This window comes from uncultured Pontibacter sp., assembly GCF_947499215.1.
Classification (GTDB): Bacteria; Bacteroidota; Bacteroidia; order Cytophagales; family Hymenobacteraceae; genus Pontibacter.
In genome coordinates this window covers 1,255,462-1,272,543 of sequence record NZ_CANMNI010000002.1, presented here as the reverse complement: position 1 = coordinate 1,272,543, position 17,082 = coordinate 1,255,462, and the positions used below count along the sequence as shown (strand labels likewise).

Genomic DNA, 17,082 nt, shown 5'->3' with positions numbered 1-17,082 from the left:
CAAATTTTTAAAACACAGGATACATATTGGGCATGGATTTACAAATTGATAAACTCGACCGCCAGATTCTCCACCTGCTCATGCAGAATGTGAACCGCGCTTATACTGATATTGCCAAAGAACTGGGTGTTTCGGGTGGTACCATACACGTGCGCCTCAAGAAAATGACGGAAATGGGCATTGTGCAGGGCGCTCAGTTACTGATCAATCCGGCCGCTATTGGCTATGACATCTGCGCCTTTATCGGGGTATTTTTGGAGAAAGGTTCTGCCTATAAAGAAGTGGTAGAGAAAATGCGCGACATACCTGAGATTGTAGAACTGCACTATACAACGGGCTCTTACAGCATGTTCGTTAAGATCATCTGCCGCGACACCAAGCACTTACGCGAGGTGCTCAACGTGAAGATTCAAGGTATAGCAGGCGTGCACCGCACAGAGACGTTTATCTCGTTGGAGGAAAGCATCACAAGACAGATTTCGGTGGGGGTTGAGTAGTGCTTGAGTTTTGCGAGTCACAGACTCGCTTTTATACCTTGGCACGGGACTGAGTCCCGTGCTTGATTAAAGTTAAAAAAGGCTTTAACCGACAAGTTCGCGAAGCCTTCTTTATTTCTCTGAGTTGACTTTTATATGATTCAGCACTCGCTCATGGATTTGATGGATAATGTAGTTGCTCCAAGGCTGCCAATAGAAAGCTGGCTTTATGTTATGGTAGTACCAAGTTGTTCCCTCTAGTTTCGTTTGCCCATTAGGAAGCTCCGTTAGTTTGAATTGTCCTTCTTTTGAAACAAAATAGTCGTGGAGGTGCGGTGCATCGATGTCCCAGAAACTAATTTCTTTCATTGGTTCTGGCTGCTCAATTACGTCAAACTTCAATAGTCTTGGTTCGTCCCAGACTGTGATGGGCTCTACAAAACTTCCTGTAGTAAAATTACAATGTCGCACAGCTCCCACTCCCGTCCCTTCAATTCGGGCATTAATGGGATAAGCTATACCTGTTTTAAAGATGAGCTCGGTCGGTATATCAAGTTCAGGAAACTCAATTACATTTTTCCATACAGCTTCTGGAGATGCGTCGATGATAATGGAGGTAACGACAGGTGAAAGTTCTGGGGCACTCTGTTTCTCCACATAAGCAGTTGATGGAATCGCGAAGATTAGCAGCAACGACAATGTAGATGAACTCTTCGGGGCTTTACGGACCAGCTCATAACCAAAATAACTTCCCAACCATGTCATCAGCAAGGCAACTGGCGCTACCATCGCAATACAGATAAGCCCCTCTATAGCAAATACTACTAATCCAATCGTGAAAACCAAAAGAGTTAGGAAGGCGATTTTAATTGACTCTCGCAGTGTAATGATTCTCTCATAGCCAAAAAGCACTACTGAAAGTAAGCCGATTAGGAATGGCGTCAGGATGAAAAGCGCAATGCCATACTCACCAATCCCATAAATTCCCCACCACGTTAATGGTGCTGCCACTAGGATAGTAAGCGCAACTGAAAGCCACTTGCGCTTACTTATATCTGTAGCCAGAAAACTGGAAATAAAGCCCATGCTTATACCCTACTTCAACCTCTTCAGCGCTTCTCTTAACCTGCTCAGCGAGCCCTTTATGCTTTCCAGAGAAGCGCCACCTACCGACAGTCGGAACCAGCCAAGCTCAGGGGCTGAACCGAAGGCGGAGAACGGCACGACGGCCAGCTTGGCTTCTTCGAGTATGTAGAAGCTGATGTCTTTGCTGGTTTGCAGCACTTGGCCAGATGGTGTGGTTTTACCGGCTAAGTCGAGTTTGGCGGAGAGGTAAATGGCACCCATCGGCTCGATGGCGTCCACATTGTACCCTTCGTTTTTCAGCTCTTTGAAAGCATGGTAGAGCTCATCCAGACTCTCGCACACGTTGTGCTTGAACTCATCCAGAAACACGTCTACCGCTTCGGCTTGGTGCAGGAATCGGGCAGTCGCCATTTGCTCTGCTTTTGGAGCCCAGGCTCCTACGTGTCCCAATATGGCTTTCATCTTGTCAATCATCACGGTCGGGCCGAAGGCATAGCCTACACGCACACCGGTAGCGGCGAAACATTTGGAGGTGCCGTCGATGTAAATGGTATAGTCACGCAGCTCAGGGCGCAGGTTTACCGGATCGTAGTGCTTGTGTTCGCCAAAAGTCAGCATCCAGTAGATCTGGTCATACAAGATGTAAAGCGGCTTTTCGTCAGCTCCACGGCTTTTGTTCTCAGCTATCACCAAATCGCAGATGTCTTCTAAGTCTTTTTTAGAGAACATGGTACCGGTCGGGTTAAGCGGCGAGCACAGGGCCAGCAAGGTAGCGCCCTTTAGGTTGGGGGCTACATCAGCGGCCGTCGGCATGAAGTTGTTCTCTGGGTTGGTCTCTACCATCACAGGCGTCGCGCTCGAGAGGTGACAGTAATGGTTGTTGTTCCACGAAGGCGTTGGGAACACCACTTTGTCGCCCGGGTCTACGACGGCCAGATAGGTGGCGTAGATGAGTGGACGGGAGCCGCCGGCTACCAGAATATCATTCTCAGAGTAAGTCAGGCCCAGTCGGTCGCGGGTGAAGTCGGCTACGGCTTTGCGCAGCACGGCCACCCCGTTGGCAGGCGGGTAATTGGTATGCCCTTCGGCGTAGGCCTCGGCTATGCCGGCCCGCAGTTCGCCGGGTATGGGAAATATCTTGGGGTCGAAGTCGCCAATGGTAAGGTTGCAGATCTGCTCTCCTTTGGCAATCATTGCGTTGACTTCACCGGCGAGTTTGATGATCTCGGAGCCGATGAGGTTCTGGGCCATTTTTGAAACGGTCATGAGCCTGTGAATTAGTACGCAACAAGATACTAAGTCTGCAGCATTTTTGCATAGTCAGGCGAAGGGCTTATACCTAAACAAGGCACAAAAAAACGCCTGCAAGAATTCTACGACTTGCAGGCGCTTCACTGAAAACAGGAATTATACTAAGAACGATGGGCTTTAGTTTTAAGTGCCACTTATTCTAAACTAGGTTCAAATAAGTTTATCGTAGGTTGGCCATCTCATCGGTTGTACCCTGCAGCTTGTCGTAGAGTAACAGAGAAGCAGCAGCAGTAACCAATATCATACGCGTATCTTCGTCTAGATCCGGAGCCAGCCATACCTTGCCATGGTTGATAACCTGCACCGCTGCCATTCGCTCGTCTTCGCGCAGAAACTCATAGCCCACTATGTCACCGATAGGCAGCTTGGAGTCTTCCATTTTATAGATGGGGGCTACTTTATAGGAATCAATTCCATTGCTCAACTCCCCCTCAAACTTTTTGCGCATGAGGTACTGCCCCGGATCCACAGTGAGCAAGCGCCACGGCCCACTAACAGGCGAGGTAAAATGCGTCACAAAATACTCAAGGTTTTTGCCAACAGCGAGTGTAATGCCATTGTCGGAGCGGAGATTTTTCTCCTGTAGTTGACTGGCGCCGAAGGCAAACCACTGCTCGCCTGCAGGGCTCTGCAGACTGAACTCATAGCGCTGGTTCATTTTGATGTTCTCATAACCGAATATGCTGAAGCCTCCGGCATTTTTCCAGCCCCGGTTCACATTGGCAACTCGGTAGTCGCCTATCATAAAACTCCCGTTGGGTTTAAAGGCTTTGCGGCCCTCTACCGGCAGCTCCTGCGCCTGCTCTTTAAAAGTCGGCTCCATTGCCATGTTCGGCAATGTGCAGGATGGCAGCACCAGCACTCCGGCCAACGCTACGCTTAGTAATGCTTTTCTCATAGTATATAAGCTGAGTATTCACAACCTACAGGCTGTGAATATAGCATTATCATATATTATGCCATGAACCAGTTGTGTGGATCACGAACCTCAGAATTGAAGGATTTTCAGGATGAAGGTTCCGGAACAACAGGTATAGGTATAAAAAGAAATAGGCAGCGACTTTTACAGCCACTGCCTTTCTTGATTATTTGAGAGATTAAGGGGTTTCCTTTCTAACTCTTAAACTCTTAAACTCTATTAATTTTCCTCGGTTTCGTCGGGTAGAATCTCCACGTCCTGCACCAGCACGAACTTTTCAATTTCGCGGGCGCGTGGGGTGTTGGCCAGTCCGCCAAGGGCGGTTTCTTTGTATTTGCGCTCCATGCTCTCGCCTACCTCGCCTAGAGCAGCTACGCACTGGTCAACCGGAATGACGGCACTTACGCCGGCAATAGCCATTTGCGCTGAGGAGAAAGCGATGGCTGCCGCACTGGCGTTGCGTACAATGCACGGTACTTCTACGAGTCCCGCCACAGGATCGCACACAAGGCCCAGCATACACTGGATCGTGATGGCCACTGCCGTGAACACCTGCTCCACATTACCGCCAAGGCAGTACACGATGGCACCCGCCGCCATGGCCGCCGCGCTTCCCGTCTCCGCCTGACAACCGCCCACGGCTCCAGCCAGTGAGGCATTCTGCTCAATGATGAGGGCTATACCTGCCGCCACCAACAGGCCTTCGTGTATGCTGCGATCTTCGAGTCCGTGCAGTTCCTGCAGGGTGGTGAGCGTACCGGGCAGTATCCCGGAGGCACCCGCCGTTGGGGCAGCCACCACGCGGCCCATACAGGAGTTCACTTCCTTGGCTCCGAGTGCACGCGTTACCAGCATCTGAAACTCTGGCGAGAGTACCGTTACCGGTGACTTGGCTACTTTCTTGGCGCTGTTGTTCACCATACCCGAGCGGGAGGTCATGTCTTCGGTAAGGCCCGTTTGCACGGCGTCCTTCATCACCTCGTAGGCTTTGGCGATGTTCTCCCAGATAAACTCTTCGGTGCGGCCCTTCTGCTCTACTTCGTAATCCAGCACGGGCTGGTATAGTGGTTCGCCGGTTTCAGCGCAATGCTTTTCCCAGCTCTTAAAATCGTTGAATAGTAATGACATATCGTATTGCTTATACCTACCCTACGGCCAAAGCGCGAGGGGCCGATAAAGATAAACCAAATTTAAGGAATCAGCTATATGCTGCCGCTTTTCTAACAAGTTCAAGGGGGTCATTCGTTCTTTTAGCTCACAACAAAACAAGGCCCCGTTTATCTTATAAGTATAAACTGCTATATTGATGCGGCTGGAGCCATTCATGCTCCCATACCGGATGATGTTCAGAAAATTGCTGTTTTTACTGCCTGTGTTCCTGCTTGCCCAGACCTTGGCATTCCCGCAAGCTGCTGATAGTATCGCTACAGATACCAGTACCGTTAACCGCCGAAAACTTATACCTGTTATAGCTTCAGAAGCAGTATTTTATGTGGCAGGCATGTCTTACCTGCATTTTGTGTGGTATAAAGACCATGAACGTGTGCCTTTCCATTTCTATAACGACACCAAAGGTTACCAGCAGGTAGACAAGTTCGGCCATGCCTTCGGTGCTTATGTGGAGAGTTACATCGGGTATAAGCTCCTGCGTAATGCGGGTGTGCCTAAAGGCAAAGCGTTGCTATACGGTGGTACATTGGGGCTCGTGTTGCAGACGCCCATCGAAGTATACGACGGGCTTTATGAAGGCTGGGGCTTTTCCGTACCCGACATGATCGCCAATGCCGCCGGATCTGCTTTTGTGATCGGGCAGGAACTTGCTTTTGATGAACAGGTTGCCAAATTCAAGTTCAGCTTCTCTCCTTCTCCCTACTATAAACAGGCTAACGGCTATTTGGGCGACACCCACCTGGAGAGTATGCTCTTAGACTATAACTCGCATACCTACTGGCTGAGTGTGCCTGCAAACAAGTTAGTGCCCAATAGCATAGTCCCGGACTGGGCAAACGTGGCGGTTGGGTACAGCGCCGGTGGTATGTTTGGGGAGTTCCAGAACAGGCGCTACTACCGTGGGATGGCTTTACCTGAAACACAACGCTACCGCCAATACCTGCTCTCCCTCGACATAGATTGGACCAAGATAAAAACGGACAGCAAATTCCTTAACACGGTACTGAAAGGCATGTTTTTTATAAAGCTCCCGTTTCCGGCGCTCGAGGTAAATTCGAAAGGGCAGTTGAAAGGGCACTGGCTTTACTATTAGTTTATAATCGAATTTACTGCTTTAAATCAGCGTTAACCGTTACTCCTTTTGGTCGTTTTATAGACAAACAACCTTATTAGTATGAACAACAACAAAAAGCGCGTCGCGATGCGGGTTCACGGCAGGGTACAAGGTGTGTTCTTCCGGGCGAGTACTCAAGGCAAAGCATTGGAGCTGGGCCTAACCGGTTTCGTGCAGAACGAAGACGACGGCACCGTATACCTCGAAGCCGAAGGAAGCCCTGAGGCACTAAAGGAACTAGAAGCATGGGCACACCAAGGCCCCGACCGTGCGCGGGTTGAGAAAGTGGAGGTGGAGGAGAAGAATGGGTTGGAAGGGTTTGTTGGGTTTAGGCAGAGGAGGTGATTTACAAAATTTTCCGTGGCGTTAATCAATACTTTTCTATTAAAATAAATTAATTTTAAAATATAGAAAATTATGTAACTAAACCATTATTCAGCTCCTATATGTTTGATTTCGAACTCTATATTAAATCTCTCAAAGAAGAAGATAATCTTAAGTTTAGAGCTGATGTTACACACAATCAATTTTTAGCCCTTTCAACTAAATTAAATCAAGCCGATCTTGAAAATGACATGGTTAACAGTAAGTACTTTGTCAATTTAAGGGGAGCTAAAAATCCACCATTACCCGAAATAGATAAATGGCTTAAAAACTCTTGGAATACCGAAAAAGTACTTGCTGAAAATAAAACTGTAATCGAAAACACAGGACAATCATTTGCAATGCAATGGGCATTTGCTCAAGCCTATTACACGACATTTGGCTCTTTTCTTGCCCATTTTAAAGCTGTTGGACATACAGAAAATAGCCATTCAGCTGTTTTGAAGAAATTAGGCAAGTTAATGGGAGAAAGCAAACTACCTCTGTCGATGAGTTTTTATTCTACAGGAGGCAGAAACCACATTGATTTCGTTAATATATCTAAACCATGTGGTATCAAAAATTTACAAATTGAGTTAGAGAAGGAAGAAACAATAAATAATCAAATATGTCAATTTCTAAAATCTACTAGAGAACTTAGATTAAAGGAAAAGGTATCAGATTTTAAGTTTATAACATCCAAAAGAAAACCTAAAAAAAGTCTTAACTTCTTGGACTGGAAGAAAGTATCTGATTCTCTAGGCCACACAACTATAATGGACTTATTATACAGAAAAAGAATTAAGGCTAATTATGATGACATCGACACCTTTAATTATAATGGCTTTAAGGGACTAGATGTACTAAATAGCCTCTGCTGTATTACTAATAGGTTAAATCTCGTCAATGAATGCTATATAGCTAAAGCTATTGGAATTGAGCAATATACCTCAATTTTAAGTAATCACTTAAAAAGAGTAAAGAATAACATTGTTGAAGAAAGACTTAACACAGTTCTAGCAGTTGTGAGCGCAGTCAGTTAACCTCCCATGCCCCTCTCCCTCCTCAACCAAGTCCCCTACCTCACGCCAGACGATATAGCCGCCTTCCTGCCGCTTTGGAAGAAGAAGGTACAACTCAACAGATATGATTTCCTAATACGGCAGGGGCAGGTGGAACAAGGGCTATACCTTGTCACAAGTGGGGCGCTTCGTATTTACTACCCGCTGCCTGACGAAGAGATTTGCGTGGGCTTCGGGTATCCGCAGACCTTGCTAGTTTCGTTTCCATCGTTTGTCGACGGCAAACCGTCTGACTATTACATACAGGCCCTCAAGAAGAGTGAGTTGCTAGGTATAAGTAAAGTTGATTTTATGCGCCTAATGGAGCAGCGGCCAAACATCCGGCGCTTCTGGTACGAACAACTCGAGAAGGCCTTGGTTGGCAAGATAGAGCGGGAAGTAGACCTGCTGCTGCCTGAGCCGGAACAGCGCCTGCAGCGTGTCATGCAGCGGAGTCCGCACCTGTTCCAGCACATCCCCAAAAAGTATATCGCCTCTTACCTGCGCATGTCACCCGAAACACTGAGCCGCATTAAATAGACAGTCATTTTCTGTAAATCTTGATGCTGGTCAAGGATTGGGGCTGAGCCGTGCTATACCTTTGTTGCGTACAAAATAAAACTATGAACGCTATGAACGCTATGAACACTTTAGAACATCTCTCCCAGCTTACCCATAACCAAAAGCACACGGTTATCGCTTCGTTTGTGCCTCTGGTCCTGCCCCAACTCAACTACAAACCTTCATCTGACAGCTGGAGCATACTAGAGTGTTTGGAGCACCTAAACAGGTATAGCCGCTATTACAACCCGATATTAGCCAAAGCTATTGCCAACAACTCCGACGGCAATTACCTGCAAACGATCAGCTACAGCTGGCTCGGCAAAAAGTCGCTGGGCATTGTGCGCCCGGACAACGGCAAAAAGAGTAAGACTGTAAAACACATGAACCCCAACAACAGCCAGTTGGGTCGCCAGACGATGGAGGAGTTCCTCGACCACCAGACCGAGCTGCTGCAATTGCTGGACAAAGCCAAGGGCACCAACCTTAACAAAAAGGCTATACCTGTCGAATTTTTTAAACTGCTGAAACTGCGGATCGGGGAAACGCTGGAGTTTGTGGTGCTGCACCAAGAACGGCATTTGCAGCAGGCCCTACAAGTAAAAAAGCAGCTACCCGTTAATCAGGCAGCTGCTTAAGAATGTGCTAGGTTTATGAATCGCTACAGCGAGTTGTAGTAGGTCACCAGTTTTGCCATATCGCCTTCCTGTCGGAGGTCAAGGCGGTTGGCCTTAACATAGTCTTCTAGCTCTGACTTTTTGTTACTCAAGGCATTGGTGATCGCTTTCTTATCTTTTCGGATTTTCGTTAGCTTACCTTCCGCATCGGCTAGATAATAAGTCTCATTTTCTATGATATTCTTTATTTTCGTTGCAGTGCCATAGGGCACTTCTTCATATATTTTTTTGCTAGTGCGCTTTAACAGCTGCGTCTCCCCATCAGCCAATACTTGATAAAAAGTCTTTGGTGTGGCACCATCTGCTGGAGTATAACCTCTGCGGAACGTTCTTCCAATAATTGTAAATTCTGCTATAGGATCTACGAAAAGTTGCGCCTCCTCCGCCTTGTTGAGGAACATCAATTCTTCTTCTATTTGGTCATATTTTAACTGGAGGCCTTCGAATATCTTACCATTATCGAGTTTCACCGAGCCCGCCTGCCAATCATCAGTTAAATATGGCGAGCCTTTCACATCAACATATTGTTTTATCTCAATGGGCCGTCCCATAAAGTCTTGGATCATTTCCACTTGGGCAGAGGCAGTAAAGCTCAACATAAAATAAAACGTTGCTACAAAACTTAGCTGTAGTAGTCCTTTTTTCATCATCTTAGTTATTAATTTATGGCTGAATATAAGTTTTTTTTGGGCAATGCGGTAAAATCGACTTTACAATCTTTCTGATTAGGGTAAATCTGTACTCCCAACTTAGACTGACTTAATGTATGTAGACAAGTATCAACCGCTGTATTACAAACACTATGCCTAAGTTTTAACTTTAACCCAAATGATTATCAACCAATTTTAACTTTCTTGCGCCCGAATTTGTTCTAACCCAGCCCCTATTAAAAAGGGCAGTCGGATTATGCGTGAAAAAGTAGTTAGCTATAGTTTTTTCTTTCTCGGATTGTTGCTGTTTGGCTTTGCCAATGCCATCGCTGTGAAGGTGAAGTACCTTGGTCTGCACCCTTGGGAGGTGCTTAATGTCGCTTTGTTTCAGCACATGGGCTTTACCATCGGTACTTGGAGCGCTCTTGTCGGTCTGTTTTTTGTGGGGGTGTCGTGGTTTATCAACCGCAAGTATATCAACGTCGGCACTTTCCTGAACGCTCTGCTCGTTGGTCCATTTATGGATATGTTCCTGTGGCTAGACGTTCTGCCATCAGCCACCAACACGCCACTCGATTACATAAACTTGGCCGTGGCGGTGATTATAGCAGGTATAGCGGGCGGGCTGTACATAGCGGGAGGTGTGGGCGCCGGCCCACGCGATGGTTTCATGCTGGCCCTTTCGGAACGGATCAAGCTGTCGGTTAGCCGCACCCGCATTATGGTGGAATGTGTTATCCTCGGTATAGGCTACGTGCTTGGCGGACCGATCTTCATTGCCACCTTTTTCTATACCTTTATCATGAGTCCGATCTTCCAAGTGACGCTGCGCTTCTTCCAAAAGGTCCGAAACCACCTCATCGAGGTACCTGTCAAGGTATAGCGATTATCTGTGCCCGATTTGAACGGACTGCGGTTACCGTGTAACGTCGCTACATTCCAACTTCCTAACTCTCAAAATCCTAAACTCTCAGGCTCCTAAACTTCCCTCACTTTCACTTCTTCCTTTTCCCCTGAGTGCAGGTTTACTTTAAAAAGCTGATGACTGTTAGTGCTCGTCACCCAAAGCTGGCCGTTTATAAAAAGCACGTCGTTTGGTTCATGCAACCCATCAGCAAGCGTGCGTACCCGGTGCCGCTCCATATCAAGCACTTTCACCTTATTGTTGTAGGTATCGGCAATGTACACGTCTTTATCAATGATCTCGAGGCCAACACAGTGCTGTAGCAGGGCGTCGTCCACGTGCCCGTCCACATCCCCAAAATCGAATAAGCCACGGCCGAGTGGGGTGAGCACCATACCAGTTTTGAGGTTAACAGTACGGATGGCGCTGGCCTCCGCGTCGGCCACGTAGAGCACGTCGCCCCTGATGGCAAGTCCGCTGGGCTGGTTAAATGCGGCATCATCCAGAGGTCCGTCGGTCAGTGCCTCGCGTCCGCTGCCGGCAAAGCGGTATACCTTACCCGACTCCAAGTCCATGCGCAGAATCTGGTGATTTCCGGCACTGGCTATAAACATGCTACCACCATGTATGAGCAAGTCCCAAGGACTGTTCGGATTCACCGCCTCTCCGGTTTTGTCATCGTGAAAGTAGTACTCCAACTCACCGGTGCCCGCCGCTGTGCTGACCATCCGATGCTGCAGATCTACTTTGCGGATGGCGTTGTTCTTGGCATCGGCCACATAAAGTGTATCACCATGCAAAGCCAGTCCGTGCGGCTCGTTAAACTCCGAGTCTGCATAGCCCCCGTTCTGGAAGCCCCTTTCCCCGCTGCCGATCACCTCCAGCACCTGCCCCTCTTGGTTTAGCTTGAGGATACGGTTATGCCCACTGTCCGACAGGTATAGATTACCTTCGCTGTCATTGATGAGTTTGGAAGGAAAGTATAGCGCACCCTTCTCCAGTTGTTCCACATGAAATGGAATCGGCTGGTAGTTGAGTTCGTCTTTAAACTCCTCTTTCATGCGTTGAACATAGGGCCTTACCGTATCATACACGCCTTCGCCGGCATGCTGCCCCACTACTTTGCCATTTGGGTCTATGAGCACGGTGGTAGGCCAAGCGCGCACCCCATACTGGTTCCAGATGACAAGGTCTGCGTCGTTAACAACAGGATGCTCTATACCGAACTTCTGCATGGCCTGCCGGATGGTTTCGCTCTGCTTCTCAGCATCGAACTTGGCAGAGTGCACCCCAATCACAACCAGCACATCGGCATACTCCTCTTCGAGCCGCTTCAGGTCCGGCACAATGTGTTGGCAGTTAATACAGCCTAGCGTCCAGAAGTCGAGCAGCACGATCTTGCCTCGGAGCTCTTTTATGGACAAAGCCCGCTCTGAATTGAGCCAGCCATAGGGCGTGTTTATATCTGGTGCATTGACGCGTCCGGTAAGCATAGGTGTGTTTCGTTAAAGGCTATTGTGCTTTATGTGGTACAGGTATGTGTAGCGAAAGGTTTTCAGCCTTAGAACTGATTTCAAGTGTTATTTGCGTAATGTTGATGCTGCTCGAAAGCTCCACTCCTTGGAGGGGGCAGGGGCGGGTTAATCGTTCCCAAATCAGCTCCCTCCTTTGTTTTGGGGGTAGGAACCCTCGAAAAAAGGAGAGGCTCGGGGTGGGGTGAAAATTTTATCGTAAATTTGTGTAAAACAGCTGCGGCGCTATGAAGGAGACCTACCTTTCTGATTTCGGGACCATCCTGCTCTTTCTGATCGGGGGAGCTATATTCGTGGTGATCGGCCTGCTAACCGCTAAGCTGATTCGCCCGAGCAGGCCCAATGCGGAAAAGCTGACGACTTACGAGTCGGGCGAGGAGCCAATCGGCAACTCATGGGTGCAGTTCAACCCACGTTTCTACGTGGTGGCGCTTATCTTCATCATTTTTGATGTCGAGCTGGCTTTTCTGTTTCCGTGGGCAACGGTTTTCGGCCGCCGCGACCTGATCGAGGCGACAGATGGGGTATGGGGCTGGTTCTCGCTTATCGAGATGTTCATCTTCATTGGCGTACTGGCACTGGGCTTAGCCTATGCTTGGGCCAAAGGCCACCTCGACTGGATAAAGCCAAAACCGATCGTGCCGCAAAGCCGCTCCCGTATACCGATGGATGTATACCAGCGCGTGAACGAACGAAGAGCAGTTAACAGAAAACAGCTTTAACAGTGATCAGTTAACATTAGAATGTGAGTAATCAGCATTACTCACTATTCATTAACCATTACTCATTAACCATTGAACATTCCACAGGACAAAACGGGTGAAGGCGGTGTGGTGATTACCAAACTGGATGACCTGCTGAATTGGGCGCGACTGACCTCGCTGTTCCCGATGGGTTTTGGTCTGGCTTGCTGCGCCATCGAGATGATGGGGGCATATGCCTCCGGCTATGATCTCGACCGCTTCGGCATTATACCCCGTGCTTCTCCTAGGCAGTCGGATGTGATGATCGTGGCCGGTACGGTTACCTTTAAGATGGCGGACCGCGTACGCCGCCTTTACGAGCAGATGCCGGAACCGCGCTATGTGATTTCGATGGGAAGCTGCTCCAACTGTGGCGGCCCCTACTGGGAGCATGGCTACCACGTGGTAAAGGGAGTAGACCGCATCATACCGGTGGATGTGTACGTGCCCGGCTGTCCGCCTAGACCGGAGGCCCTTATCGGAGGCTTCTTGAAACTGCAGGAGATTATCCGTCAGGAAACCATCCGTGCCCCAAGAGCCGTGCAGCAGATTATGGCGAGAAGAATGAATAATGAGGAATCATTAATGAATAATGATGAATCAAAAGTGACAAATGGGGAATTAGAAATGAATCCTTTGGTAGAGGGAAACGATGAAATTGAGCTAAAAAGTCAGCAAAACCCAACTGCTTAAAGCCACCAATCATCACTCATTGACTTTTTAATTAATCATTCGTCATAAATCATTACTAATTAAAAAGCTATGCTTTTCGAGGAGATAAGAGACTTTATAGCAGTGCAGTTTGGAGCGGAGGTGATCGTATCGGAACATACCGATAACCTGCAGCCATACCTCGTGCTTGATACAGAGCGGCTGGCGGAGGTATGCCTCGAGCTACACGACAATGAGCTGACCTATTTCGATTTTCTCTCCAGCGTGACAGGTATAGACAATGGGCCTGAGACTGGCACTGTGGAAGTGGTGTATAACCTGTACTCTATCCCTTACGACCACTCTCTTATGCTCAAGGTTGTGGTGCCGCGCAACACCAACGCCGGCGAGCCGATACCTTCCGTGCCTACTGTGAGCCACATCTGGCGCACCGCCGACTGGCAGGAGCGGGAGATCTTCGACTTAGTGGGCATTCTCTTCAAAGACCATCCGGACATGCGCCGCATTCTCTGCTCCGCCGATTGGGAGGGTCACCCGCTACGCAAAGACTACAAACTGCAGGACTACTACCACGGCATCAAGGTGCCTTACGATAACCACAACGAGTACAGCGGCTTTAGGGGTGAACCTGTTCGCCTGATTGATCCAGAGGAACCTTTCACAGATAAGCGGGCGAAACCGGAGGCTTAAGGTAAAGCTTAGTTTAAATTGTTTAGGCGGTCTGCTATAGCAAGAACCACTATTCCTTTAAAAACTCCGAAATGAGAAGCGAGTTGTATAGACCTCCGCTAGACCGTTCGTTCAGAAACAGACAGTAGATAAGGGCGCTCTTCCCTTTCTTTACTTCCTTGGCCAGTGGCTTTTCCAGCTGCCTCTGTACCGGGACCCAAATCTGCGTTTCTCCTACTTGAAATAGGTATTCGTTTTCCATCAAGCTTTCCAACAGGGCAGGATCCCCGGAAACCATCTTAAATACTCTTTTCATCGACTGCATCACCTTTGGGTCTATTGCCCTTTTTTGACCCAAATAGGTTGCTGAGAAACGATACTTGTCCATTCTAAAATAGTAGGCAATATCACCATCCACAGCCACCACGCTATCTGCATATCGCTGCTCAAACTGAAGCACTCGCTGAAAGTCAATAGCAGGGTAGTTCTTGTCCCAGTCAGGGTAACCCGCCTGTGCCTGCGCGACCCGAATTGTTGCCAGCATAAACACCAGCAAACATAGTAGATTTTTTGTCATAAAGATTGAGGTAAGTTTATTTTCAATTGATACAGCTCATCAGAGATTTATCACCTTCTCAAAGCACACACTGTTCTCTACACCGGCATACTGTCCATAGTTCGGAATTTGTCGGTAACCGTTCTTTTTGTAAAGGCCAATGGCTTCGGGCTGTTTCAGGCCGGTTTCTAAAATACATCGGGTATAGGTAAGCTCCCGCGCCCAGTTTTCCAACTCTAATAACAGCTGGCTTGCTATGCCTTTATTCCTGCCTTCCGGTGAAACATACATGCGCTTCACTTCCATGGTGCCCGGTTCAAACTCTTTTATAGCGCCACAGCCCAAAGGCTTTCCGTTTTCATAGGCCAGCACCACATGTTTTATGCTGGCGATTTTGTTATACTGCGCATAAAAGGCATGCTCTTCCCCATCCCTGATAGCGAGGTCAGCATCTAGCAGCTTCACAAGCGCCACGAAATCGGGATCATCAGAGTCTGTTCTTTTCAGCTCTATCATATAACAGGGGCTAGCTAAGTTGTCATGGAGCAATTCCGGCGCATATACCTACTATCCTTTTAACTGTGTTTCTTTACGATCGCGTCTACGATATTTTGCTTGAAGTCTTTGCTCTCCACAAACTCTTTCTCAAAAGCACGGAAGTCTTTTTCAGGTATGCCTTGTTGCAGTGCAGCCTGCTTCCAGTGTTCCAGCGTTAAGGTTTCGGTTTTGGCGGCATGCAGCAACGATTTTATTACCCCGTTCATTTTCTCGCGTCCAAATGCATCCTCGAAGCATTTTAACATCAAAGGCGCCAACACATAGCGGTAGGTATTGTCAATGTCTTCGCGCTGTTTTACCTCACTTAAGGGGGTGAACGATTTGCCTTCTAACTGCTTGGCCTGTTTAATTAAAGTTTGCTTCAGGTAGTCCTGCCCAACTATATCTTCGGCTACGTTATAGGATAGGTACTCGGCAAAAGACTCCAACCAAAACCAACTTAGCTTACCAGACAACACATTGTTGCCAAAGTAGTTGTGACCGAACTCATGGCCATAGTACTTATAGATATGATCCGGAAATTTATCTTCTTTTGTGATCAGGTCTTCAAAGTTAAGCCCGGTAAAAGCGAAGCTAGGGTAGGTGTTAAATCCCCAACTGCTACCCTTAGGCCGCATGTTCACTGGCTTGTGACTTATCAAGTAGATGTTGTCAGTAAACGCAAGTTGCAGGTTGGCGGCCAGCACGTCTTTTATCGATTCGATGTTGTTAAAGATTTTCTCTGCTGTTTTCTGGCTGATGTCAGCATTCAGTATGTAGTCGCCGCCGTTGCGCAGAAAGTTATAGTTGCCGGCAAAAAGCAGCAAGGGGTAAGCTTTGGTTGAGGTAAAACGTGCTTTCTGCTTTTTCTGTGGAGCGCTGCCGTTTATAAAAATCGAGGACCCGTCTTTTATACTAACAGTCAGGTCGTAAGTGTAGTCGTGCAGCAATCTGTCGTTGGCGGCGTCATAAATAACCGGATACCATTTGGTTTGCTCAGTAGCCCGCACGGTTTGGCCGTTAAAAGCGATGATGCCTTTGTAGTCAAAAACATTCAGGTCGTTGTCGGCATATACAGGAAAAGCGCCTTTATACTCTACACTAAAAGCCGAAGGTAACGCCATAGTATCGTTAGCTGCATCTGTAAGGGCATAAGCAATAGCCTCGCCATTAGTTTTTCCACCATGGTGCCCCGCATAGTCCATCAGTTTGCCAGCTTTGTCTTTAAAATATTTCACATTCATGCCTTTGTTCAGCAGGATGCTATACTTTTCCAGAGCGGGCACATTGCTTAGGCTAAAGCTGCAGTTGATCAGGCCAGTCTTCATCTCAATTTCTACATGACCTTTAAGATGGGGCTGCGCAAGGAGAGAGTTTAATAGAACGAACAGGAAAGCTGTCGTAAAAGCTATACCACGGTAAAGTTTCATAGTTTTTTTACTTGCTAGACGAGTAGTTAAAAGGTTGTTTGCAAGGCTATAGCTCTGCTTAGACTCCGCAAAAAACCCTGCAAATATAGTATTTTAGTTATTATATTTTTACCTATAAAAACAGCCTGCTATAATTGTACAGCAGGCCATTTTTGGTTTTAACGGTCTGGGTTATGAGGTGGCGTAGCTATATTATAGGTGTGGTTAGAGCATTCAATATAAATCAGAAACTATAAGTCTTTCACCTGTATTAAAGGTTATGCTAGCGTAGACCCGTGAATTAACAGTTCTTCCACTGAACCTTGCTGGTATCCATGGCTTTCCTTACTTCAGTATCTTCACAATTTCTTTTTGAAGTCTGGTTGGAGAATCAGTTGGCATATACTTAAGGAATCTTGCATCATACTTTTTCTCCGGTTCATATTTCAAAAGCTTTTCCAGAAAAACTATGTTCGTGATTTTCCCATCTCTATCAATATCGATTATAGCTCTCTCTAAGTGGGCCTTATCAAGGTTCTTTTAAAATTTGGGCTTAATCTGATATAAAAGGCTATTTAGCTGAGTTTTCGGTAGGGCTGCTCTAAGGTCAGCATCGAGTAATCTTACAAGAGCCACAAAGTCAGGATTATTTGAATTGGTTCGTTTCAGGTA

19 protein-coding genes are annotated in these 17,082 nt (G+C 47.4%); 10 read left to right on the top strand and 9 right to left on the bottom strand.

Annotated elements, in window-relative coordinates; translation table 11 throughout:
- Positions 1–32 precede the first annotated feature (32 nt).
- Positions 33–497 (top strand): Lrp/AsnC ligand binding domain-containing protein, encoded by a 465-nt coding sequence (locus Q1A04_RS13705; RefSeq protein ID WP_299706890.1) that lies wholly within the window; start codon positions 33–35, stop codon positions 495–497.
- Positions 498–608: 111 nt separating this feature from the next.
- Here Q1A04_RS13705 and Q1A04_RS13700 read toward each other — a convergent pair whose 3' ends face one another.
- The 4 genes from Q1A04_RS13700 to sdaAA form a co-directional block, all read right to left on the bottom strand.
- The gene (locus Q1A04_RS13700) at positions 609–1,562 is read right to left on the bottom strand and encodes a hypothetical protein (protein ID WP_299706887.1); all 954 of its coding nucleotides are present in this window, start codon (positions 1,560–1,562) and stop codon (positions 609–611) included.
- 9 nt (positions 1,563–1,571) lie between these two features.
- Positions 1,572–2,813, bottom strand: a complete 1,242-nt coding sequence (locus tag Q1A04_RS13695; protein ID WP_299706884.1) for an aminotransferase class I/II-fold pyridoxal phosphate-dependent enzyme — start codon at positions 2,811–2,813, stop codon at positions 1,572–1,574.
- A 220-nt stretch (positions 2,814–3,033) separates the two neighbouring features.
- Positions 3,034–3,771 (bottom strand): hypothetical protein, encoded by a 738-nt coding sequence (locus Q1A04_RS13690; protein ID WP_299706881.1) that lies wholly within the window; start codon positions 3,769–3,771, stop codon positions 3,034–3,036.
- A 240-nt stretch (positions 3,772–4,011) separates the two neighbouring features.
- Positions 4,012–4,920, bottom strand: coding sequence for an L-serine ammonia-lyase, iron-sulfur-dependent, subunit alpha (sdaAA, locus tag Q1A04_RS13685; RefSeq protein WP_299706878.1), 909 nt, complete (start codon positions 4,918–4,920; stop codon positions 4,012–4,014).
- A gap of 211 nt (positions 4,921–5,131) precedes the next feature.
- Between sdaAA and Q1A04_RS13680 the strand changes: the two genes are divergently transcribed.
- The 5 genes from Q1A04_RS13680 to Q1A04_RS13660 all read left to right on the top strand — a co-directional run bounded on the left by Q1A04_RS13680 (position 5,132) and on the right by Q1A04_RS13660 (position 8,699).
- The gene (locus tag Q1A04_RS13680; protein ID WP_299706876.1) at positions 5,132–6,055 is read left to right on the top strand and encodes a DUF2279 domain-containing protein; all 924 of its coding nucleotides are present in this window, start codon (positions 5,132–5,134) and stop codon (positions 6,053–6,055) included.
- Positions 6,056–6,136: 81 nt separating this feature from the next.
- Entirely contained in the window at positions 6,137–6,421 is a 285-nt protein-coding gene (locus Q1A04_RS13675; protein ID WP_299706872.1) for an acylphosphatase, read from the top strand.
- Between the two features lie 101 nt (positions 6,422–6,522).
- A complete protein-coding gene (locus Q1A04_RS13670) occupies positions 6,523–7,482 on the top strand; it encodes a hypothetical protein (protein ID WP_299706869.1) in 960 nt (319 codons plus the stop codon).
- Positions 7,483–7,488: 6 nt separating this feature from the next.
- Positions 7,489–8,040 (top strand): Crp/Fnr family transcriptional regulator, encoded by a 552-nt coding sequence (locus tag Q1A04_RS13665; protein WP_299706866.1) that lies wholly within the window; start codon positions 7,489–7,491, stop codon positions 8,038–8,040.
- A gap of 83 nt (positions 8,041–8,123) precedes the next feature.
- Positions 8,124–8,699, top strand: coding sequence for a DinB family protein (locus Q1A04_RS13660; protein WP_299706863.1), 576 nt, complete (start codon positions 8,124–8,126; stop codon positions 8,697–8,699).
- A 23-nt stretch (positions 8,700–8,722) separates the two neighbouring features.
- Here Q1A04_RS13660 and Q1A04_RS13655 read toward each other — a convergent pair whose 3' ends face one another.
- Positions 8,723–9,388, bottom strand: a complete 666-nt coding sequence (locus tag Q1A04_RS13655) for a hypothetical protein (RefSeq protein WP_299706860.1) — start codon at positions 9,386–9,388, stop codon at positions 8,723–8,725.
- Between the two features lie 256 nt (positions 9,389–9,644).
- Between Q1A04_RS13655 and Q1A04_RS13650 the strand changes: the two genes are divergently transcribed.
- A complete protein-coding gene (locus Q1A04_RS13650) occupies positions 9,645–10,271 on the top strand; it encodes a hypothetical protein (RefSeq protein WP_299706857.1) in 627 nt (208 codons plus the stop codon).
- A gap of 95 nt (positions 10,272–10,366) precedes the next feature.
- On the opposite strand, the gene Q1A04_RS13645 is transcribed toward Q1A04_RS13650, so the two are convergent.
- A complete protein-coding gene (locus tag Q1A04_RS13645) occupies positions 10,367–11,785 on the bottom strand; it encodes a thioredoxin-like domain-containing protein (RefSeq protein WP_299706854.1) in 1,419 nt (472 codons plus the stop codon).
- A gap of 266 nt (positions 11,786–12,051) precedes the next feature.
- On the opposite strand from Q1A04_RS13645, the gene Q1A04_RS13640 reads away from it, so the two are divergent.
- The 3 genes from Q1A04_RS13640 (at position 12,052) to Q1A04_RS13630 (ending at position 13,929) form a co-directional block, all read left to right on the top strand.
- Positions 12,052–12,546, top strand: a complete 495-nt coding sequence (locus Q1A04_RS13640; RefSeq protein ID WP_299706849.1) for an NADH-quinone oxidoreductase subunit A — start codon at positions 12,052–12,054, stop codon at positions 12,544–12,546.
- Between the two features lie 72 nt (positions 12,547–12,618).
- On the top strand, positions 12,619–13,260 hold the full coding sequence (gene nuoB, locus Q1A04_RS13635; RefSeq protein WP_299706846.1) for an NADH-quinone oxidoreductase subunit NuoB: 642 nt from the start codon (positions 12,619–12,621) through the stop codon (positions 13,258–13,260).
- 69 nt (positions 13,261–13,329) lie between these two features.
- On the top strand, positions 13,330–13,929 hold the full coding sequence (locus tag Q1A04_RS13630) for an NADH-quinone oxidoreductase subunit C (protein WP_299706844.1): 600 nt from the start codon (positions 13,330–13,332) through the stop codon (positions 13,927–13,929).
- Positions 13,930–13,978: 49 nt separating this feature from the next.
- On the opposite strand, the gene Q1A04_RS13625 is transcribed toward Q1A04_RS13630, so the two are convergent.
- The 3 genes from Q1A04_RS13625 to Q1A04_RS13615 are packed head-to-tail and all read right to left on the bottom strand — an operon-like array spanning position 13,979 to position 16,431.
- Positions 13,979–14,485 carry a hypothetical protein gene (locus Q1A04_RS13625; protein WP_299706840.1) on the bottom strand — a complete coding sequence of 169 codons (507 nt, stop codon included), beginning with the start codon at positions 14,483–14,485 and terminating at the stop codon, positions 13,979–13,981.
- A gap of 39 nt (positions 14,486–14,524) precedes the next feature.
- Positions 14,525–14,980, bottom strand: coding sequence for a GNAT family N-acetyltransferase (locus tag Q1A04_RS13620; protein WP_299706837.1), 456 nt, complete (start codon positions 14,978–14,980; stop codon positions 14,525–14,527).
- Between the two features lie 59 nt (positions 14,981–15,039).
- Complete coding sequence (locus tag Q1A04_RS13615) at positions 15,040–16,431, bottom strand: M1 family aminopeptidase (RefSeq protein WP_299706834.1); 1,392 nt, start codon at positions 16,429–16,431, stop codon at positions 15,040–15,042.
- Positions 16,432–17,082: the final 651 nt, after the last annotated feature.